General features: G+C 54.8%; 15 protein-coding genes. 8 read left to right on the top strand and 7 right to left on the bottom strand.

Translation table 11 applies throughout. The annotated features are described in order from the left end of the window. Positions 1-20 precede the first annotated feature (20 nt). From ACG2XO_RS05630 to ACG2XO_RS05605, 6 genes are read right to left on the bottom strand one after another with little or no spacing between them, the layout of a single operon-like run. The gene (locus tag ACG2XO_RS05630) at positions 21-614 is read right to left on the bottom strand and encodes a helix-turn-helix transcriptional regulator (RefSeq protein WP_410499838.1); all 594 of its coding nucleotides are present in this window, start codon (positions 612-614) and stop codon (positions 21-23) included. Further along, positions 611-2,047, bottom strand: a complete 1,437-nt coding sequence (locus ACG2XO_RS05625) for an HlyD family type I secretion periplasmic adaptor subunit (RefSeq protein WP_410499837.1) — start codon at positions 2,045-2,047, stop codon at positions 611-613. The genes ACG2XO_RS05630 and ACG2XO_RS05625 overlap by 4 nt, the downstream gene beginning before the upstream one ends. Next, the gene (locus ACG2XO_RS05620; RefSeq protein WP_410499836.1) at positions 2,047-4,233 is read right to left on the bottom strand and encodes a type I secretion system permease/ATPase; all 2,187 of its coding nucleotides are present in this window, start codon (positions 4,231-4,233) and stop codon (positions 2,047-2,049) included. Before ACG2XO_RS05620 ends, ACG2XO_RS05625 begins: the two co-directional genes overlap by 1 nt. Positions 4,234-4,279: 46 nt before the next feature. Next, positions 4,280-5,662 (bottom strand): FAD-binding oxidoreductase, encoded by a 1,383-nt coding sequence (locus ACG2XO_RS05615; protein WP_410499835.1) that lies wholly within the window; start codon positions 5,660-5,662, stop codon positions 4,280-4,282. A 12-nt stretch (positions 5,663-5,674) separates the two neighbouring features. Then, a complete protein-coding gene (locus ACG2XO_RS05610; RefSeq protein WP_410499834.1) occupies positions 5,675-6,625 on the bottom strand; it encodes a homoserine kinase in 951 nt (316 codons plus the stop codon). Positions 6,626-6,634: 9 nt separating this feature from the next. Beyond that, positions 6,635-6,955, bottom strand: coding sequence for a DUF2782 domain-containing protein (locus ACG2XO_RS05605; RefSeq protein WP_410499833.1), 321 nt, complete (start codon positions 6,953-6,955; stop codon positions 6,635-6,637). Positions 6,956-7,030: 75 nt separating this feature from the next. Between ACG2XO_RS05605 and polA the strand changes: the two genes are divergently transcribed. From polA to ACG2XO_RS05565, 8 genes are all read left to right on the top strand, one after another. Then, positions 7,031-9,814 (top strand): DNA polymerase I, encoded by a 2,784-nt coding sequence (gene polA / locus ACG2XO_RS05600; RefSeq protein ID WP_410499832.1) that lies wholly within the window; start codon positions 7,031-7,033, stop codon positions 9,812-9,814. 40 nt (positions 9,815-9,854) lie between these two features. After that, positions 9,855-10,625 (top strand): hypothetical protein, encoded by a 771-nt coding sequence (locus ACG2XO_RS05595; protein ID WP_410499831.1) that lies wholly within the window; start codon positions 9,855-9,857, stop codon positions 10,623-10,625. A gap of 866 nt (positions 10,626-11,491) precedes the next feature. Then, positions 11,492-12,649, top strand: a complete 1,158-nt coding sequence (locus ACG2XO_RS05590) for an acyltransferase family protein (RefSeq protein ID WP_410499830.1) — start codon at positions 11,492-11,494, stop codon at positions 12,647-12,649. Positions 12,650-12,775: 126 nt separating this feature from the next. Continuing rightward, positions 12,776-14,671, top strand: a complete 1,896-nt coding sequence (locus ACG2XO_RS05585) for a FimV family protein (protein WP_410499829.1) — start codon at positions 12,776-12,778, stop codon at positions 14,669-14,671. Between the two features lie 119 nt (positions 14,672-14,790). Next, complete coding sequence (gene hemC, locus ACG2XO_RS05580) at positions 14,791-15,732, top strand: hydroxymethylbilane synthase (RefSeq protein WP_410499828.1); 942 nt, start codon at positions 14,791-14,793, stop codon at positions 15,730-15,732. Next, positions 15,725-16,531 carry a uroporphyrinogen-III synthase gene (locus ACG2XO_RS05575; RefSeq protein WP_410499827.1) on the top strand — a complete coding sequence of 269 codons (807 nt, stop codon included), beginning with the start codon at positions 15,725-15,727 and terminating at the stop codon, positions 16,529-16,531. The genes hemC and ACG2XO_RS05575 overlap by 8 nt, the downstream gene beginning before the upstream one ends. A 23-nt stretch (positions 16,532-16,554) precedes the next feature. Then, positions 16,555-17,598, top strand: a complete 1,044-nt coding sequence (locus tag ACG2XO_RS05570; RefSeq protein ID WP_410499826.1) for a uroporphyrinogen-III C-methyltransferase — start codon at positions 16,555-16,557, stop codon at positions 17,596-17,598. Beyond that, positions 17,595-18,794 carry a heme biosynthesis HemY N-terminal domain-containing protein gene (locus ACG2XO_RS05565; RefSeq protein ID WP_410499825.1) on the top strand — a complete coding sequence of 400 codons (1,200 nt, stop codon included), beginning with the start codon at positions 17,595-17,597 and terminating at the stop codon, positions 18,792-18,794. The genes ACG2XO_RS05570 and ACG2XO_RS05565 overlap by 4 nt, the downstream gene beginning before the upstream one ends. 115 nt (positions 18,795-18,909) lie before the next feature. On the opposite strand, the gene ppk1 is transcribed toward ACG2XO_RS05565, so the two are convergent. After that, entirely contained in the window at positions 18,910-20,988 is a 2,079-nt protein-coding gene (ppk1, locus tag ACG2XO_RS05560) for a polyphosphate kinase 1 (RefSeq protein ID WP_410499824.1), read from the bottom strand. Positions 20,989-21,028: the final 40 nt, after the last annotated feature.

Genomic DNA, 21,028 nt, shown 5'->3' with positions numbered 1-21,028 from the left:
GGCATCCTATGGGAAATCACTCAGACCAGACCGTTGACGCGCAGCACCAGCTGGACACGGTCGCCGACGTTCAGTTTTTCAAAGATGGTCGTCAGATGCGCCTTGACCGTGCGCTCGGTGATCTCGAGCTGGCGGGCGATTTCCTTGTTGCTGAGGCCTTTGGCCGTCAGCCGGGCAACTTGCGCTTCACGATCCGATAGACCCTGCAGCACGTTTTGCTGCGCAGGCAGCCGGTTGATCGCGCCAAGCAGCCGCTGCACCAGCGAACGTCCGGCCCAGATTTCGCCAGATTGGATCACCTCGACAATCTGCTCCAGCAATGGCGCTGGCGCATAAGCATGGCAATAGCCGCTAAAGCCCAGTTGCAGAGCCCGATAGCCCTCTTCGTCATTGGGCGTCGAGCTGGCGAGCAAGACCACATGCGCCTGTAGCTTGCCTTGCTCGGCCAGACGCTGCCAGGCCATCTCGCCACTGCAGGCAGCGTCAACAATCAATGTTGCCCCGGCGGGCAAAGGCGCTGCGCCCGTCTGTTGCAGCGGATACGCCGCCAGACTTTGCTGCCAATGCGCCAGCAAGACCGGATCATCGCTGATCAAATAAAGAGTTCGGCTCATCGTTCGCTCAATGCGCTGGATTTAGCGCGCAACACGGGTTTTAGCAAATAGGACAGCACGGTTTTCTTGCCGGTCAGCACATCGACTTCGGCAATCATGCCCGGAATAATCGGTAAGTGTTTGCCGTCTTTTTCCAGAAAACCTTCGGTCGTGCGTACCCGGATCAGATAAAACACATTGCCTTTTTCATCCTTGACCGTGTCAGCGCCGATCTGCACCACTTCGGCGGCCAGACCGCCATAAATCGAGAAGTCATACGCAGTGAACTTGACGGTGGCCTGCTGCTTGGGGCGCAAGAAGGCAATATCACGTGGCTGGATTTTCACTTCCAGCATCAGGCTTTCACCGGCAGGCACAATTTCAATAATGTCTTTGCCCGGCTGCACCACGCCACCGACGGTATTGGCAAACAGCTGTTTAACCGTACCATCCATCGGCGAGCGGATTTCCGATTGTTTGACGCGATCAGCCAAGCCCACATTACCTTCGGATAGCGAACTGAGTTTGCCGCTGGTTTCACTCAGCTCGGTACGCGCCTCATTGCGAAACACCAGCTCGACTTCCTGAATCTTGCGACTGGCTTCGGAAATCGCAGCCTGAACCCGCGGAATCTGCGCACTGGCACTATTGCGTTCACCCAGATAGCGCGACACATCACGCTCCAGCCGCAATACTTCGACATCCGAAACGGCACCGCTTTTTAATAGTGGCCGGGTTGCATCGAGCTCTTTCTTGGTCAATTCATAACCTTGCGAGGCTTGCTCACGACGGGCACGAATTTCATTGAGTTCCTGTGTACGCTGATTCATTTGCTGACGCGCCACACCCAGGCTGGCATCAAGCTCGGAGAGTTTTGATTCGTACAGCATCTGTTCCTGATTGGCGATATCAGGCGCTTCAGTCGTGACATCGTCCGGCATTGCAAATGCCTTGCCATTGGCCAGCGCATCAAGCCGTGCAGCTTTGGCTTTGAGCGACAAATATTGAGCCCGGCTTTCTTTCAGCGTCGAAACAAAGCGCGTTGAATCAATCTTGAGCAACAGCTGGCCTTTTTTGACCTGCTGGCCTTCGCGCACCAGAATCTCCTGCACGCTGCCGCCATCCAGACTCTGAATGATCTGTAACTCGCGCGAAGGGATCACTTTGCCTTCACCCTTGGTCACTTCGTCGAGCTCGGCAAATGCCGCCCACAAAATCAGCACCAGCATTGCCAATGCAGCAACCCGGATCAATACCCGTGCGCCATGCGGGCTTTGCTCGACAATCGTATGGTTGGCATCGGCGATGTAATCGCGATCATCAATCAGATCTGATTCTTCGGAAAAAAAGATATAACGATCAAACAAGATATCGCTGCGTTGGCTGATTCTCGTCCAGATGCGTTTGAACAGATTGGGTTTAAGCTCGGTCTGCATATCGATGGGTTCCTGCATTATGCCGCCCCTCCTGCTTTGGGAATCCGGCCTTGTTGCAAGGCCTCGACGACTTGTGCTTTCGCCCCGTCAGCCATGACCTGTCCCTGATCGATCACAATCAGCCTATCGACCAATTCGAGCAAGGAAGTTCGATGCGTCACCAACAACATCGATTTGCCAACCAGATAATGACGTAAATGCGATTTCAAACGATCTTCACTCTGATGATCCATCGCGCTGCTCGGTTCATCCAGAATCAGCATCGGCGGATCATTCAATACCGCTCTGGCAATCGATACCGCTTGCCGCTGACCACCCGATAAGGATTCTCCGCGCTCGCCGATCGGCATATCAAAACCACGCGGATTGGCATTTACAAATTCGGCAATCCCGGCCAGCTCGGCGGCGGCGAGCACCTGTGCATCATCAGCCGAAGCATTACCCAATGTAATATTCTGCTTGAGCGTACCGAAAAACAGCAGCGGGTCTTGCGGAACAAAACCAATGGCACGACGCAGCTCAGCCGGATCAATCTGGCGGGTATCGATCCCATCGATAAGCACCGCGCCCTCTTCCGGCTGATACAGTCCCAAAATCAGTTTTTCTATCGTCGTTTTTCCCGAACCGACGCGGCCAATCACGCCAACCCTTTCACCCGCCTTCATTTTGAAGCTGACATTTTTCAGCGCAAAATCATCACGATCCGGGTATTTGAAAGTCACATTGCGAAATTCGATTTCACCGCGGAAAGCATCGCGATGCAAAAACGAGCTATTGGCCGGGCGCTCGATCGGCATTTGCATATGGCTTTCCACCGCGCCGAGTGCTGTTTTGGCATTCTGGTATTGCATCAGCAAACCTGCGACCTGACCCAGCGGCGCCATTGCGCGCCCCGCCAGCATCGAGGCAGCAATAATCCCCCCCATCGTGATCTGCCCGTCGACAAGCAGATACACGCCGACAATCACAATCACAATCGAAACCAGCTGGGCAATCGCTTGAGCAAAATTCACCGTCGTCGTCGAGAGCAATTTAAGCCGGCCACCAATTTGTGCCAGAAAGCGCGTTGCACGTTCGTAGCGGCGCTGCATTTCCCCCTCGGCACCCATGATTTTGATCGTTTCCAGACCCACCATGCTTTCAACCAGCGTGGCATTCCGTTGCGCTGCGGCGCGCTGCGTCAACTCGACCATCTGGTTCATCTTGGCCTGTGCCAGCCACGAAAAACCGACAATCAATAACGCACCGATCAGCGGTGGCAACACCAGCCACGGTGAAATCCAGATCAGCACCAGAAAGAAAATGAAAACAAAGGGCAAATCCACCAGCGTCGTGATCGACGCCGAAGCAATAAAATCACGAACCGATTCAAAAGCCCGCAAATTGGCGGTAAACGAGCCGACCGCAGCGGGCTTGGCGCTCATTTTCACGCCCAGCACCCGCTCCATAATCAAGGCCGACAGCGAAATATCGATCCGCTTGGACGCGACATCAAGGATGTAGCCGCGTGCAGTACGCAGAACAAAATCAAAACCCAGCACCAGCACAGCTCCAAGCGCCAGCACCCATAAGGTTTCAATCGCATGATTGGGAACGACCCGATCATAAACATTCATCGAAAATAGCGGCATCGCCAGCGCAAAGACATTGATCAGCAAAGCGGCAATCAGTGCATCGCGGTAAATACGCCAGTTGTCATACATCGCACCCCAGAACCAATGCCGCTCGCGAATCTGCCCCATTTCTGGCGTGCGCAAATCAAAGCGGAAACGCGGACGGACGATGATCGCAATGCCGGCATATTGTGCCGTCAGCTCGGCTTCGGTGAAAGTCTCAACCGCCTCGCCGGTTTCGGGTAAGCGGACGCGAAACCGGCCATCGGCGAGCTTTTCGAGCAGCACGCAAGCGCGCTGATCATGCAGCAAAATGATCGTTGGAAAGAGCCGTTCCGGAAGTTGATTCAGACTTTGACGCAGCACTCGCGATGAAAGGCCGGCACGGGCTGCCGCACGCGGCAATAGCGAGGGCGTCAGCCGGTTTTCAACCAGCGGCAAGCCCGCGGCCAGCGCCTGTGCAGTCCACGGCTCGCCATGTAAACGCGTCAGCTCAACCAGACAATCCAGCAAGGGATCAAAATGCGCCTGACTTTCCGGAATATGCCATTCAAATTCATGCTTGCTGCTACTCGCGTCCGACTGCGTCATTTCATGCCTTCAAGTGGATTGATCGAAAAACTGGCGCGCTTAAAATCTACAGCACCTTGCCCGGATTAAAAATGCCCAGTGGATCGAGCGCAGCCTTGATCTGCCGCATCATCGCCAACTCGAGCGCCGGGCGCGCCTGCTGCAATGATTCGCGTTTGAGCTGGCCGATACCATGCTCGGCACTGATGCTGCCGTTGAGTGCAGCAACATGGCGATAAACAATCTCGTTCACTGCGTGCTCTTGCATGTAAACACCCGCGGTTTGATCAGCCAGAAACAGGTTGTAATGCAGATTACCATCGCCCAGATGACCAAAGGCCACAATGTTTGCCCCGCTAAAGTGAGCGATCAACTCGGCACCGCATACTCGCAGAAAGTCAGGAATCACGCCAATCGGCAAACTAATGTCGTGCTTAATGCTGACACCTTCAACACGTTGCGCGTCAGGAATTGATTCGCGCAACAACCAGAAATCGGCTGCTTCGCTGGCGCTTTGCGCGACATAGGCATCGATACAACCGTGGGCAAACAGATATTCGGCCAGCCTGTCGATCAGCGCGGCGGTTTCGCCACCATCAGACAGCTCGATCAGCACACACCAGGCCGGGATTGAGTCAAATGGCTGCGCCAGCCGCGGGAAGTGTTTTTTCAGCAGATCCAGACAAGGCGCAGAAATCAGCTCGAATGACGTGATCCGATCTCCCACCTCGGCCTGCAAGCCACGCAGCAAATCAATCGCCGCCGCCGGGTTTTCCACCGCGACCAGCGCTGTGGCGTGTGCGGTCGGCAATGGATAAAGCCGCAGCACCGCCTGGGTAATCAGCCCCAGTGTGCCTTCCGAGCCGACAAACAATTGCTTCAGATCGTAGCCGGTATTGTCCTTGCGCAAGCCGCGCAAGCCATCCCAGACTTCGCCGCTGGCGAGAACGACTTCGAGCCCCAAGGTCAGCTCGCGCATATTGCCGTAGCGCAGCACATTGACGCCGCCCGCATTGGTTGCCAGCGCGCCGCCAATCTGGCAACTTGCTGCAGCGGCCCAGTTGGCCGGAAACAGCCGGTTCGCCGCCAGCGCGGCTTGCTGCACCTGCGCCAGCGTCACGCCGGCCTGCACGATCATCGTATTGTTGTCAGCATCGACACGGACGATTTGCTTCATCCGCTCGAACGAGATAATCAATGATTGCCCGCTGGACAGCGGCGTTGCTGCACCGCACAAACTGGTATTGCCGCCCTGCGGAACAATCGCTACGCCATGTTCAGCACACAGACGCACCAGTTGCTGCACCTGTTCGGTGTCTTTGGGTCGCGCGACGGCCAGTGCCTGACCTTGATAACGGCGGCGCTGATCAAGGCAATATGATGCCGTATCGGCACCAAATAAAATCGCATGGCTGGTTTGCCATGCGTAAAGTTGCTCTAGCAATGTCATTAATGACTCCGATCAGAGCCAGAAATCGTTACGCGCTTTGTGATGTTCGATCACCCGCTGGAAATGGCCTGGGTCTTTGGCGAAAGTCATTTCACCCGCAGCCGGTTTGTGAAAATCTAGCAGGCGCGAAACCCAGAAACGCAGCGCAGCGGCGCGCAGCATAATCGGCCAGTCGGCGATTTCTGCTGCGGTCAGTGGGCGTACCGACTGATAGCCCGCCAGCATGGCTTTGGCTCGTTCGGCATCAATATCGCCATTCTCCAGCACGCACCAGTCGTTCAGCGTAATGGCCAGGTCGTACAGCAGGATGTCATTGCAGGCGTAGTAAAAATCGATAAAACCGCCAACCTGATCGCCATTCATCAGCGCATTATCGCGGAACAGATCGGCATGGATTACGCCCTTCGGTAAATTCATCTGTAGTTGATCGAATTTGTGCTGCGATTGCAGTTGCACTTCGGCATGCAGCAGCGCTGCGTCGGCTTCGCTCATAAACGGGTACATATCCTGCGCCGTTGCCGACCACCATTGCGGGCCGCGCGGGTTGGCCATCTGGCCGCTGTAGCTGGCGGCTGCCAGATGCATTTGCGCCAGCATTTCACCGACCTGAGCGCATTGCACCGCGTTTGGGCTATCGGTCACCGCTCCGGGCAGGCAAGGCACCAATAATGTGGGTTTGCCGTTCAGCTCGTCGACATAGTCGCCATTCAGATTGGCAATCGGTGCGGCAATCGCAATGCCGTGCTGACCCAGATGCACCATCAGATTCACGTAGTACGGCAGCTCGTCGGCGCGCAGTGTTTCAAACAGCGTCAACACATACCTGCCATGGGTCGTGGTAACGAAGTAGTTGGTATTGGTGACGCCTGCGGCTATACCCTTGATCTCGACGAGTTGCCCGAGAGAATAACGCTTCAGGAACGGAATTAAATCTTCACTGCTGACGGTAGTAAAAACAGACATTCAATTTTCTCAAAATTCCAGCAAAACCCAGGTCGGGACAGCAATATCCTCACCCAGCTCGCGGCGCATGAAATCGCCTTTGCCGGTCGGATCGATCAGGAAATAGGGCTTGCCCACTTTCGGCGTGACTTTGACTTGGTACAGTTTGCCACGCAAACGATATTCGGCGATGGTAGCGTCGGATTTTTCAATGATGCGAACTTCGGGTGCTTGTTCGATCACAGCGGGGGTATCTTCGGTCGGCATCGGTGGCGGCATGTCGGCGACCACTTCGGCATAGGCTGGCACCGCCAGCGAGCCCAGCAGCAGGGCAATCAGTAAATGGCGCATGGTTCACTCCCTTAACAGGTTAATAGCTCGTTTATAATGGGCGGCACACCCAATCACAGTATAGAGAACTCCCGCATGGCGACGCTGCTTTTAATCGACGGATCATCGTATCTCTACCGTGCCTTTCACGCCATCCGCGAATTAAGCGCACCCGACGGTACGCCGAGCAATGCCCTGTTCGGCTTTGTCAACATGCTCAAAAAATTGCGCACGCAAACGCACGCCGATTATATCGCGTGCGTGTTCGATGCCAAAGGCAAAACCTTTCGCGACGACATTTACCCGCAATACAAAGCGCAGCGCCCACCGATGCCGGATGAGCTGCGCGTGCAGATCGAGCCGATTCACGCCGCCGTCACCGCCTTCGGCATTCCGATTCTGATGATAGCCGGCGTCGAGGCCGACGATGTGATCGGCACTTTGGCGCGGCAAGCCTCCGCGCAAGGCATCACGACCATTATGTCGACCGGCGACAAAGACATGTCGCAGCTGGTCGACGAGCACGCGCGAATCGAAAACAGCATGACCGAAGAAGTGCTCGACCGCGACGGCGTATTTGCCAAATTCAACGTCTGGCCCGAGCAGATCGTCGACTATCTGGCGCTGATCGGCGACACCGTCGATAACGTGCCGGGCGTTCCCAAATGCGGGCCGAAAACTGCGGCCAAATGGCTGGCTGAATACGGCTCGCTTGATCAAATCGTCGCCAAAGCCGACGAAATCAAGGGTGTCGTTGGCCAGAATCTGCGCGATACGCTCGCGTGGCTGCCAACAGCGAAAGAACTGGTGACGATCAAATGCGACGTCGACCTAAGCGCCGAGCTACCCAATGGCCTCGCCGATCTGACTTACAAGACTGAAGACAGCGCGACGCTGCTGGCGCTGTTCAAACGCTATAACTTCCGCACCTGGCTGCGCGAAATGGAGGGCAAAGTCGGCGCCGCTCCAGCAGCAGATACCGCTACAGGTATCACTTCAGATTTGTTTGCAGACAATACCCCTGAGGCAATACCCCCTAAACCAGCAATTACCACAATCCCCGCTGCGCCGCTGGCGCGCCGTTATGACTGTATCAACACGCCCGAACTACTGGACAAATGGCTAGCCAAAATCAACGCAGCACCAATGACGGCGTTCGACACCGAAACCGACAGCCTCGACTCGATGCAGGCGCGGCTCGTTGGCATGTCGTTCTCGGTGCAAGGCGGCGAAGCGGCCTATCTGCCGCTGGCGCACCACGGCGCGGACACCCCTGAGCAGTTACCGTTTAACGAAACGCTGGCCAAGCTCAAGCCGTGGCTGGAATCAAACGAGCACAAAAAAGTCGGCCAGAATCTGAAATACGATCAACATGTGATGGCCAATCTCGGCATCAATCTGGCCGGGATCGCCGACGACACGCTGCTGATGAGCTATGTGCTCGCCAGCCACGAAAAACACAATATGGACGATCAAGCGCTGCGCGAGCTGGGCGAAACGACGATCAAATACGAAGACATCTGCGGCAAAGGCGCTAAACAGATCGGCTTTGCCGAAGTTGATCTCGATACCGCTACTAAGTATGCGGCTGAAGACGCCGATATTACTGGCCGTCTGGCTAATACCCTGTTGCCGCGTTTAACGGCACAGCCCGGCCTGTATTACGTTTATCGCGAAATCGAAATGCCGTCGCGCGACGTGCTGTACGTGATGGAGCGCAACGGCTTTCTGGTCGATGCCAACAAACTCAACCGTCAAAGCCACGAAATCGGCCTGCGGCTGATCGAGCTGGAGCAGCAAGCATACGAGCTCGCCGGTCAGCCGTTTAACCTCGGCTCGCCCAAACAGCTCGGCGAAATTTTCTTCGACAAACTCAAACTGCCGGTGATCAAAAAAACGCCAAAAGGCGCACCATCGACCGACGAAGAAGTATTGAGCGAACTCGCCAAAGATTACCCGCTGCCCAAAGTGCTGCTTGAACACCGCAGTCTGTCGAAATTGAAATCGACGTACACCGACAAGCTGCCGCTGATGATCAACCCGAATACCGGTCGCGTGCACACCAATTTCAACCAGACCGTCGCCGTCACCGGACGACTGAGCTCGACCGACCCGAACCTGCAAAACATCCCGGTACGCACCGCCGAGGGTCGCAAAATCCGCGAAGCGTTTATTTCGCCAGCCGGTAGCAAAATCGTTTCGGCCGATTATTCACAAATCGAGCTGCGCATCATGGCGCATCTCTCTGGCGACGCCGCGCTGATCCGCGCCTTCGAGCAGGGTCTCGACATTCACAAAGCGACCGCCGCCGAAGTCTTCGGCATCGCGCTCGATGAAGTCACCAGCGAGCAGCGCCGCTACGCCAAAAGCATCAACTTCGGCCTGATCTACGGCATGGGCGTATTCGGCCTCGCCGCCCAGCTCGAAATCACCCGCGAAGCGGCGAAAACCTTTATCGAACGCTATTTCAACCGCTTCCCCGGCGTCGCCGAATACATGGAAGTCACCCGCGCCGCAGCGAAAGAAGCCGGTTTTGTGGAAACCGTGTTCGGGCGCCGCCTGTGGCTACCGGCGATCAAATCATCCAACGGCGCGCAGCGTGCAGGGGCTGAACGTGCGGCAATCAACGCGCCGATGCAAGGCACGGCGGCGGATTTGATTAAATTGGCGATGGTGGCGGTGAATAACTGGCTGATTGCTGAAAAATTGAGCAGTCGACTGCTGTTGCAGGTGCATGATGAGTTGATCTTAGAAGTACCTGACGATGAGCTGACCGTAGTAACATCGCAATTACCAATCATCATGGCGGGCGTGGCTGAATTGAAAGTGCCATTGCTGGCGGAAGTGGGGGTTGGGGAGAATTGGGAAGAGGCGCATTGACCTCTCCTCAACGCCTAACTAACTCTCTTATAAATAAAAAATGAAATCCATACAAAGAAAATTTATATCCAGAACCCAAAATAAAAAGCCATCCTTCATTAAGGAGAATTTTTCGGTCATCGTCACTGGTATAGCATCGATAGCGGCCATTGGTGTAAGCGCTGCTCAGATATACATTGCATCAATTGATAAGGATAAAGAGCTTCAACTAAGCAAAATTAATGCGGAAGAAACTCGTGTACTTGAAGAAAAAAAAGCAAAGCAAGTCTGGATGCTAGATGTCGCAAAATTTATGACAGAGCATAAAAAAGATATTTTTGGGAAAGGAGAAAAGAGCAAGCAATTACAGCAAATAATGCTTGTAACATTTCCCGAAGAAATAACCTACAACATCTTCGAAGGATTAAGCAAAATTTCTGAAGATCAACAACTATGGGCAGACGCAAAAAAAGCAGCAAGAATTTTGAAAGACCCAAGCACAAAAATTTTCTACGAAACAGATTTCCCCAAGGAAATATTATCCTCTATTGCAGACACTTTAGCTGAGGGTGATATTCAGTATCCTTATCAAGATCATCCAATACCCAAGGGATTGACTAATGGTGACATAAGATACTTCAGCGAAAAAGACAAACTACTTGCCCAGCAAATTAAAAACAACTTTGAAAATCATGCTTGTAATGAAGGATACGAACTAAAATTAAATCTCATTCCCCTTACGGAAGCCGACATAAAAAAACCAATAGGTTATGTAGAAATTTGGCTATCAACCAAAGCAATCTCCGTTCACAGCAAGCGCTGTAGTGCGTAATCGCCGCAGGCATTACACCACATGCATCAAACCCCAAAACCGCCAACCATGGCGGTTTTTCTTTGCCTGCAACGTTCATCCACCACGGATTGGCGGCTATGCGCCGCGGCATCCGCGTCCCGCTACGCGGGATTGTTAGCCTAAGGCCACGGCCTTCGCTAGGGCAGCAAGCTGCCAAGCTCCGTCACGCCTCGCTGCGGACTGTCGAGGCGGCGGTTGCGCTTAACAAAACAGGCGCAACCGAAACCCCGCCCCGCCTGTTTACCCCAAGGGCACAGCCTTCGCTAAGGCAACAAGTTGCCAAGCTACGGCATGCCTCACTCGGCGCCGATGCAGGGGAATCTGCGCAGCCCAACCATTTCGGCATATACATGCCATGGTGTTGCCCTGAAGGGCAATTTGATTCCTGCTTTGATTGATATACCCCATGCCAATTTAGTTCGCGCTCTGTGGTCTGGGGCTTTAATCCCCTGTCGCCCATCGCCGAGGGAGTGGAGTGAGACAAACAGTTTTATCGTTTGGCTCGCGACCGACTGAGGGCAGCCCGGAGGGCCGCAGGCGGGGGGCTCCTTTGGGGTGTAGGGGGCTTTGGAGAAGCAAAGCCCCCCTACCCGTCTGCGCGGCGGAACGCGCATCAAAACATCGCGGCGTAGCCGCATAAAACCAAGAACTCGTAGCTCCGAGGATCAACATACCATTTGTGGGTATGCTAACGAACACACTGTAAAATAAGCTAGGCAACTAAATACCCATAGATAAATATTGCGGAGCTTTGCGAATTCAGCACCAGCACATTTGCTTACATTCATTTGGCCGCTTGAGCCTAAAATGCGGTTTTCTCTGCCAGATCTAATTCGTCACCCTCAATGAATCCCGCTGCTTCCCAACGCTTTGTCGTTCTCGATAGCTTCCGTGGCCTGTGTGCCGTTTCGGTGGTGCTGTTTCATATCCATTTGTGGCAGAGCGTGGCCGAATGGTCTTTTTTCCGCTCGGCAGGCTTGCTGGTCGAATTTTTCTTTGTGCTCAGCGGCTTTGTGCTGGCGCATCGCTATCACGACAAGGCAATGAATGGCGCGGGGCTGCGCGATTTCATGATTAGCCGGACTTGCCGGATTTTTCCGCTGCATCTGGCGACGTTGCTGTTGATGTGTGCGCTGATTGTGCTGACTCCGCTGCTTGATCAGGCCAGGCTGAGCGATTTGCCAGATATGGTGCTCGATGGCGATTTAATCGTGCAGTTGCGTTATAACGCGCTGCTGCTGCAAGGCTGGCTGCCCGAGGCCGAGTTGTTTGCATTCAATGGTCCGTCGTGGAGCATCAGCGTTGAATATTATATTTACGTCGTTTTCGGTTTGATCGTGTTGCTGGCGCGCCGGCGAACCACAGCGGCCATGCTGTTGATGGTTTTTCTCTGCTCGCTGGCCAGCTTCTTGCTGGCGCCGAAGCTGGCGCACAGTCCGGGTCTGCGCGGGCTGAATTGTTTTTTCATTGGGGCGGCAATGTATGCGGCTCACGTCAAAACCCGTGAATTCGTCCCGTCCCGCCGCTGGATGAACGCGCTGGAAATACTGACGCTGATCGCGCTGTATTTCATGATCACGCTGAACTATCCGCAGAAAAGTTACTGGGCCAGCTGGGGTTTTGCTGCGGCCATCGGGGTGTTTGCGCTAGAGCGTGGCGTCATTTCAGATTATTTGAAACGACCGGTTTTTGTCGCGCTGGGCGAGTGGTCGTATTCGATCTATCTGATGCATTTTATTGTGCTGTTTATGCTCAATGTGCTGCTCGCGCGTTTTATTCCGGAATGGCAGTTGCAGGGTGAAAAAGCGCTTTATATTCATACCGGCAGTGCACTGAGCAATCATTTGCTGTTGCTGGCGACGCTGGGCGTGGTGCTCTCGTGCGCGCGTCTGAGTTTCATCTGGATTGAAAAACCGGGGATGAGACTGGGCAAATACTGGCAAAACCGCCGTCAGCGGGCGGCACTAAAGTTGGCTTACAGCAGCAACTCGCGCAGTTTTTAAAATCAGCCTTGCAACAAAACCAGATTTAATCCGGCAAGAATGTGCGAAATGATTTAAAAAAGAACCATTGTGTGTCGTTTTCAATCACATTTTATTCTTTCAATCAGGCTGATTTGCCCATTGACCATGCCCGTGCTCCTGCCCAAAACTTTGACTCTGACCCATCGCCTTGCGCTGATTAGCGTGTTGCTGCCTGCTGCTGGCCATGCGCTGACACTGGGCGAGCTGCAACTGCAGTCGTATATTGGCCAGCCATTTCGCGCCACCATTCCATATACGCTTAATGCCGATGAAGCCCTGTATAGCGACTGCATCAGCTTGAGCAAGGCCGACGGGGATATTCCCGATCTGGATAATGCCAGTATTACGCTGCGCAGCCGCAACGAGCGCAGCGGCATGCTGTTGATCAGCTCAGCCAATTTACTCGGCGAGCCGGCCATCAAGGTCGGCATCCGTATTGCTTGCGAAAATCTGAATCTGTCGCGCAGCTATACGGCTTTTCTGGAAGTCGCTCCGCTCACGGCAAGCAGCCTGCCGGTCAGCAGCCGGACGAGTACAAAACAGCAAACCATCACAACGCGCTCATCGACGACGCTGGCCGACATTGCCAGCCGCTATTATCCAGCCAGCTCGTCACAGTATTCGCTGTACCTGGATAAATTGCTCGACGCCAATCCCGACTATGGCCGGGACACACCCATCGCAATAGACTCTGAAATTGTCATTCCTACGCAGTTGCGTTCACGCAAAAAACCGGAGCCCAAGCCGGTAGCAACAGAAACCGGCTTGTTGCGGCTCGATGGTGCTTTATCAAGCACGCCCCAGCCTCAGACAATGCGCGGCAGCGATGCCGAATACGCCCGCTTGCTGGAGCAAAAAATCGCCGAACTGAATCAATTGCAAGAAAAAATGCAATTGGAAGTCACACAGTTGAATATGCGGCTGGTTCAGATGAATTCCGCCGCCAGCGCACCGCAAGCCGCGTCGGCCAGTATGGCAAGCAGCGCAACAACCATCATCGCCAGCACAGCCAGCGCGACCAGTATTCCGCAACCCGCTCCCGCAGAGCTTACTGAACATCAAGCACCCGTCGCAGAAGACCGCAGCTCATCGCTGGTGTTCTGGGGGACTCTGGGCGGCTTAATCTTTGCGAGTCTGGTCGCGTTAATCGTGTTCCTTCGCCGCCGCAGCGCCAACGGGTCTGCACAATGGCAGCAGGACGATGAATTATCACCGGCAGACGACATCAGCACACAAGAATCGCCTCGCACCATCGTCGGTTTTTTGACCAAGAACACCATGCTGTCTATGCTCACCCGACAGGAGAGACCGCCAAACATCGAAGTGCAGGACATCGCCTACGATATGGAACATGCTCAAGCCTTGATTGCCCAAGGCGAAGTCGTCGAGGCCATTGATGTGCTGTATCACTGCATTGACGAAGATCCGACCGACATCGAGCGCTGGCTGATGCTGTTCCGTCTGTTCCGTCAACAGGGAATGAAAACCGAATACGCGCAATTGGCCAGAAACTTGAGACACCATCCCCACGATGCTGCCGACTGGGAGTTGGTACGCAATATCGGCGCCAAGCTCGATCCGGAAAATCCGCTGTATTTACGCGAACAGGCTAAGCCGATAACTCAGGCGGCATCAGAAGCCCCCGCATTTGAGCATACGCCAGAATATGCCCGCACTCTGGCGCCAAGCAAACCGATTGCCAATGATTTGCAGCTGGATTTGGCCTCGCCGGAAAACCCGGATATTTCTTTGATGACCACGCTGATGCAAAGCAGCAGCGCGATGCCATTCCCCACCCAAGTTGCCGAGCCGGAAAATCATATGCTGGATTTGCCCGATTTATCGGCTACGGGCGAAGAAATAACGGCAGTCTCTGTCCACGACAAAGAACTTGAAGAGCTGGCATTGAAAATCCAGGCCGAACCGGATGAACAAATCGGGATTTTGGAGCTGGATCTGGAGCCGCCAGAGCCTCCCAAAGACGACAAAAAATCAAGCTAATACCAAGCCCAATCGCTGATTGGGCTTTTTCTTGTTCAGCTGCGGACTCCCGCTGAAAATCCCGACAAATCGAGTCGTGGTAGACTTGCGTTTTTGCCATTGCTAAAGAGGTGTTGCTGATGTCCGAATCGACCCATTTACGACGCGTCGTAATTGCCACTCGGGAAAGTCCTCTTGCGCTGTGGCAGGCGCACTTCGTCAAAGCCTGGCTGGAGCAAACTTACCCGTCTTTGCAAGTCGAATTGCTCGGCATGACGACGCAAGGCGACCGGATTCTCGATGTCACGCTCAATAAAATCGGCGGCAAAGGACTGTTTGTTAAAGAACTCGAACAAGCCTTGCAGGATGGTCGCGCCGATCTGGCCGTTCATTCGATGAAAGACGTGCCTATGGTCTTGCCCGAAGGTTTTAGCATCGCCGCCGTCGGCGAGCGGGAAGATCCGCGCGATGCCTTTGTCTCAAACCAATACGCCAGTCTGGATGAATTACCTGCCGGCGCCATCGTCGGCACCGCCAGCCTGCGCCGCGAAAGCCAGCTACGGATGCGCTACCCGCAGCTGACGATCAAACCATTGCGCGGCAATGTGAATACGCGTTTACGCAAACTCGACGATGGTGAGTTTGACGCGATTATCCTCGCTGCAGCGGGCTTGAAACGCCTAGGGCTGGGCGAGCGAATTCGCAACGAACTCTCACCAGAAATCAGCCTGCCTGCACCAGGTCAGGGTGCGCTGGGGCTGGAAATCCGCAGCGACCGAGCCGATCTGGCCGCTCTGCTCGCGCCATTCAATCATCCGGCCACTGCCGCTGCGGTTGAAGCCGAGCGCTCGCTGTCACGTCGCCTCAATGGCTCGTGCCAGATTCCGCTCGCAGCGTATGCAACCAGCGATGACGGCTTTTTACGCTTGCGCGGTCTGATTGCGCTGCCCGATGGCTCGCAAGTCGTGACTGCCGAATCAAATGGCTCGTACGCCGCCGCCGACGGATTGGGTCGCACCGTCGCTGATCTGTTGTGTACTGAAGGCGCGCGCGAAATTCTGAAACAAATGGCGCATGACTGAAGCGGCTTCACAACCCTTGCAAGGCCGCCGCCTGTGGGTCACGCGACCCGCAGCGCAAGCGGCCGAGCTGGTTTTGGCACTGAATGAACAAGGTGCCGAAGTTGTCACTTTTCCTTTACTGAACATTGCACCGCCGCCCGACCCGCAAGCGCTCGAAAACGCACTGGCGCAGCTTGAGAGCGTTGATCTGGCCATTTTTATCAGCCCGTCCGCGATTGATGCCGTCTTTTCGCGTTTATCAACCGGCTGGCCAGAGCATGTTCCCGTCGCCGTGATCGGCCCGGGCAGCGCCAAACGGGCTCAGGCGCTGGGAATTCAAACGCTGATTTCTCCGCAAACCCAGTTCGACAGCGAGGGATTACTCGCGATGCCGCAGCTGCACAATCTGGCCAACCAACGAATCATGATTTTCCGTGGTCAGGGCGGGCGCGATCTGCTGCCACAGGCGCTGGCCGAACGCGGCGCGCAGATTGAACTGGTCAGCGCGTATCAGCGCCAGGCGCCGGGCTGGACTGCCGAGGAATTAATCGCGCAACTGGATCAAGGTTGCGATGGCTTGATTGTTTCCAGCTCGGAAGCAGCACAACACTTGTTCGCCATTGGTGGAGAGCTGGCGCGGCACAGGCTACAATCAGTACAGTATTTCGCCCCGCACCCGCGAATCATCAATGCCTTGCAAGCTCAAGGAGCTTGCCGGACAGCGCTGACTCAGGCAGGCGATAGTGGCATCACCCGTTCGATTTGCCTGCACTTTAGCGAAGCTGCGGGCACGGCACTTGCCGCGATAACCGTTCGCTGACCTCATCTTTGATGCAGAAATCTATGACCCAAGAAAATAATTCCGATACTCTCGCCGCCGCACTGCAAGTACCCCAGCGCCGTATCTTGCCCCAGCCAGCAATTGCGCTGGCTTTGGTGGCAATACTATCAAGTGGCGCAGTCTGGTTACATCAGCAATATACGCTGACGCAGTTGAAAGCCGATCTGGCCAGCCAGCAGACCAGCAACCAGAAACTGCAGCAGCAATTGCAAAGCAATCACCAGCAGATCAGCAAAGATCAGCAGCAACTGCAAGTCCAGCTGCAGAATCAGGCCGGCAAGCTGGCCGAATCGGATAGCCGTCAGCAAGCGCTGACCGATATGTACGACGCACTGACCCGTGCAGAATCAGCCCACACGCTGGCCGAACTTGAACAAATGCTGACTTTTGCCAGCCAGCAATTGCAACTCTCGGGCGACGTCAATCTGGCGCTCAACGGGCTCTCGAACATCGAACAGCAGCTGGCACGACTCAACCGTCCCGAACTGATCAGCGTACGTCAGGCCGTAAGCAGTGATATGGATGCGCTCAAGGCGACGCCGTATCTGGATGTCGTCGGCATGATTGCCAAACTCGACAGCCTGATCAGCAAGGCCGACACCCTGCCACTGCTGATTGATGAAGGCCATGACATCCCGAAAAAGCAGCCTGCCGACAGTGCAGGCCAAAGCACGGTACGTCAGCTAATGAGCGAATTGTGGGCCGAATTCAGGCAATTGATCCAGATTCGCCGGATGGACAAACCGGAAGCGGCGCTGCTTACACCTGAACAGGCGTTCTTTTTGCGTGAAAATATCAAGCTGCGACTGCTGAGCGCACGTATTTCGGTGTTACAACGCAATGAAGCGACTTTCCGCGCCGATATCACGGCCGTGAAGCAATATCTGCAAAGCTATTTCGATCAGCAAATGCCAGTAACACAAAACGCCATCTTGCAGCTCAAGCAACTGGAAACCCAGCAATTGCATATCGCCATCCCGGATCTCTCCGCGAGCCTGACCGCCGTACGTAGCGCCCGCACGACAGCAGAAAGGGTGAAACCATGAAGCTCTTGCTCTGGCTGATCGGCCTGTTTTCAATCGCAGTCGGCATGACGATGTTTGCCCAGCTCAATACCGGCTACGCATTGATTTTCCTGCCGCCGTGGCGAATGGAAGTGTCGCTGAATGTCTTTATTGTCCTGCTGCTGCTCAGCGTGATCGCCTTGTATTTGCTGGTGCAAATGCTGGTCGAAATCGCCGGACTGCCGCAGCGGGTACGCCGCTATCAGGCCGAACAGGCCAAAGAAGCGTCGGTCAAACTCGAACGCGATGCACGGATTGCCTTTTTTGAAGGTCGTTTCCAGCGCGCCGCACGACTGGCTTCCGAAGCCATGGTCAACAGTGCCAAGAGCGGTGAAGACGATGCTTTTGCTGTCAACGGCATCCTCGCGGCACGCGCTTCGCATACCATGCGCGACTTTGCCCAGCGCGACCAAATCCTGCAGCAGCTGAAACAGCGTCTGGGTGATGATCACCTCGCCACACTGATCACTTGCGGCGAGTTATGGCTCGATGAGCGCCGTTATAGCGAAGCCGGTCAGGCGATCAGCACGGCGCGCGAACAAGCGCCGAAACTGACCAATGCACTCAAACTCGAGCTGCGCTTGCGCCAGCGCGAGCAAAATCCGGAAGCCATCCTCAAGCTCGTTGAGCAATTGAGCAAAACCGACGCGCTTGACGCCGAGCAGGCCGCGCATATTCGTATTGCCGCGCAGCTGCAATTGCTGAAAAAACACCCGATGACACCGATCGAGCTCAAAGACTGGTGGAAAAAACTGCCTACACAGGAACAGCACAATCCTCAGCTGGTGCAGGCAGCAGCTAATTGTTATATCGCGCAGGATGCGCCCTTGCAGGCTAAAGATGTACTGGAAAAAGCGCTGGGCGCCGACTGGCACCCCGAGTTACTGCTGACCTACGGTCTGCTCGCTCTCGATGCCGAACAGCAAACCGCACAATTGCAGCAAGCCGAAAATTGGCTCAAAGCGCATCCGCGCGATGAGTTGTTGTTGCTGACGCTGGGTCGGCTGTGCCGCAAACGCGAGCTCTGGGGCAAGGCGCAAAGCTATTTCGAAGCGAGCATTGCCGTACAACCTAGTGCCATTGCACATGCCGAGCTGGCCGAATTACTCACCCAGCTTGAACGTGGTGATGAAGCGGCCAGTCATTATCGTGCGAGTCTGGGCTTGGCACTGCAATAAATTTCTGCGGGAAATACCGCGCAACAAAAAGGCTGCCTCGGCAGCCTTTTTCAATATACCCTGCAATGTATACACCTGTAGAGCAATACCAAATTAATATACAGGCACATACCCACTAGGTCCTTGTTCCGGCGATGAGCTCGCTCAGCATCACGCCCTGAGCCGAACGCTGCTTGTCGCCGCGCGCGACTTTACGGCGGTAGCGACCGTCAGAGAGCATTTCCCAGGCCTGAGTGTTATCGACCAGGAAAGGCCGGATACTTTCGCGAATCACCCGGCGTTTGACTTTCGGATTGAGCACCGGGAAGGCAATTTCGATCCTGCGGAACAGATTACGCCCCATCCAGTCTGCGCTCGACAAATAAACGTCTTCGGCACCATCGTTAAAGAAGTAATACACGCGGTGATGCTCAAGGAAACGGCCAACAATCGAGCGCACGCGGATATTTTCCGAAATCCCCGGCAAACCCGGCCGCAACGCGCAAACGCCGCGAACGATCAGGTGGATTTTCACGCCGGCGCCGGAAGCTTCATACAATTTGTCGATAATCGTCGGCTCAAGCAGCGCATTCATTTTGGCGATAATGACGGCTTTCTTGCCTGCTTTGGCATGGGTAATTTCGCGGTCGATCGCGGCGATAAAATTGCTATGCAGCGTAAACGGCGCTTGCCAGAGCTGATGATGATCGCCCGCCAAGCCAAGGCCGGTCAGCTGCATAAAGACGTCATTAACGTCGCTGGTCATTTCCCGGTTGGCAGTAAACAGGCCGAAATCGGTATACAGCTTGGCAGTACGCGGGTGGTAATTGCCGGTGCCGACGTGCGCGTAGCGTTTAAGCTGGCCTTCTTCGCGTCGCACCACCAACAACATTTTGGCGTGCGTTTTATAGCCATATACGCCATACACCACATGCGCGCCGGCACGTTCGAGTTTGGCCGCCCAGTTGATATTGGCTTCCTCGTCAAACCGCGCCATCAGCTCGACGACGACGGTGACTTCCTTACCCCGTACCGCAGCCTCCTGCAGCGCATCCATCAGGATCGATTCGGCACCGGTACGATAAATCGTCATTTTGATCGCGACAACCGCAGGGTCGCGCGCAGCCTGCTGCAGGAAATCAACCACCGGCGTGAAGCTCTGGTAGGGATGGTGCAGCAAAATATCGGCGTGGCGGATTGCGGCAAAGAAATCGCTCTGTTTGCGCAGCTCCGGCGGAACACCCGGCATAAATGGCTGGTATTTCAAATCAGGCCGGTCAACCTGATCGGGGACCTGCATCAGCCGTACCATATTGACCGGGCCATTGACGCGATAAACGTCAGCGTCGGTCAATGAAAACTGGCCGGTCAGGAAGTCCTGAATATGTTTCGGGCAATTGTCGGCCACTTCGAGCCGCACCGCATCGCCAAACGGACGTTGCGACAATTCGCCCTCAATCGCAGCGCGCAAATCCTTGACGTCTTCATCATCGACCGAAACATCCGAATCGCGCGTGACGCGGAACTGGTAGCAGCCCAGCACATGCATGCCGACAAACAGTTCATCAATATGCGCATGCATGATCGACGACAGGAAAACAAAGCCATGCTCGGTACCGGCAATGTCGGCTGGCATTTTGACAAAACGCGGCAAAATTCGCGGCGCCTGCACAATCGCGATACCGGAATTACGGCCAAACGCATCACGGCCTTCGAGCTCGACGACGAAGTTCAGAATCTTGTTCGACAAACGCGGGAAAGGGTGCGATGGATCAAGCCCGATCGGCGTCAGAATCGGCATCAATTCACGGAAGAAATAGTTGCGCACCCATTCACGCTGCGCATCAGTCCACAAGCTGCGGCGGAAGAAGTAAATGCCTTCGGCTTCCATCGCAGGAAAAATCGTTTCGCGTAATACGCGGTATTTGCGCTCGACCAGATCATGCGCTTCGATACAAACCAGATCAAACGCCTGATGCGGCGTCAGCCCTTCGGGCAGCAGCCGCGTCGGGTTGTGCCGCATGTTTTCTTTCAGCCATGCGATGCGAACCTCGAAAAACTCGTCCAGGTTACTCGACACAATACAGAGAAATTTCAAGCGCTCCAGCAAGGGATTACGCGCATCTTCGGCTTGCGCCAATACGCGGCGATTGAATTCCAGTAGACCCAATTCACGATTGAGCATCAGCTGATTGTCGGCAGGTTTATACGTCATGGCTCACTTGTCGCTCAAATCAAAAGACAAAAAAGGCCGC

Source organism: Chitinibacter sp. S2-10, from assembly GCF_046530675.1.
Classification (GTDB): Bacteria; Pseudomonadota; Gammaproteobacteria; order Burkholderiales; family Chitinibacteraceae; genus Chitinibacter.
Note: the sequence above shows the minus strand (reverse complement) of the source record. Positions and strands in the feature narration are given on the sequence as shown.

Coding starts and splice junctions, on each gene's coding strand:
- ACG2XO_RS05630 (WP_410499838.1), bottom strand. CDS start 614: ATGAGCCGAACTCTTTATTTGATCAGCGATGATCCGGTCTTGCTGGCG.
- ACG2XO_RS05625 (WP_410499837.1), bottom strand. CDS start 2,047: ATGCAGGAACCCATCGATATGCAGACCGAGCTTAAACCCAATCTGTTC.
- ACG2XO_RS05620 (WP_410499836.1), bottom strand. CDS start 4,233: ATGACGCAGTCGGACGCGAGTAGCAGCAAGCATGAATTTGAATGGCAT.
- ACG2XO_RS05615 (WP_410499835.1), bottom strand. CDS start 5,662: ATGACATTGCTAGAGCAACTTTACGCATGGCAAACCAGCCATGCGATT.
- ACG2XO_RS05610 (WP_410499834.1), bottom strand. CDS start 6,625: ATGTCTGTTTTTACTACCGTCAGCAGTGAAGATTTAATTCCGTTCCTG.
- ACG2XO_RS05605 (WP_410499833.1), bottom strand. CDS start 6,955: ATGCGCCATTTACTGATTGCCCTGCTGCTGGGCTCGCTGGCGGTGCCA.
- polA (WP_410499832.1), top strand. CDS start 7,031: ATGGCGACGCTGCTTTTAATCGACGGATCATCGTATCTCTACCGTGCC.
- ACG2XO_RS05595 (WP_410499831.1), top strand. CDS start 9,855: ATGAAATCCATACAAAGAAAATTTATATCCAGAACCCAAAATAAAAAG.
- ACG2XO_RS05590 (WP_410499830.1), top strand. CDS start 11,492: ATGAATCCCGCTGCTTCCCAACGCTTTGTCGTTCTCGATAGCTTCCGT.
- ACG2XO_RS05585 (WP_410499829.1), top strand. CDS start 12,776: ATGCCCGTGCTCCTGCCCAAAACTTTGACTCTGACCCATCGCCTTGCG.
- hemC (WP_410499828.1), top strand. CDS start 14,791: ATGTCCGAATCGACCCATTTACGACGCGTCGTAATTGCCACTCGGGAA.
- ACG2XO_RS05575 (WP_410499827.1), top strand. CDS start 15,725: ATGACTGAAGCGGCTTCACAACCCTTGCAAGGCCGCCGCCTGTGGGTC.
- ACG2XO_RS05570 (WP_410499826.1), top strand. CDS start 16,555: ATGACCCAAGAAAATAATTCCGATACTCTCGCCGCCGCACTGCAAGTA.
- ACG2XO_RS05565 (WP_410499825.1), top strand. CDS start 17,595: ATGAAGCTCTTGCTCTGGCTGATCGGCCTGTTTTCAATCGCAGTCGGC.
- ppk1 (WP_410499824.1), bottom strand. CDS start 20,988: ATGACGTATAAACCTGCCGACAATCAGCTGATGCTCAATCGTGAATTG.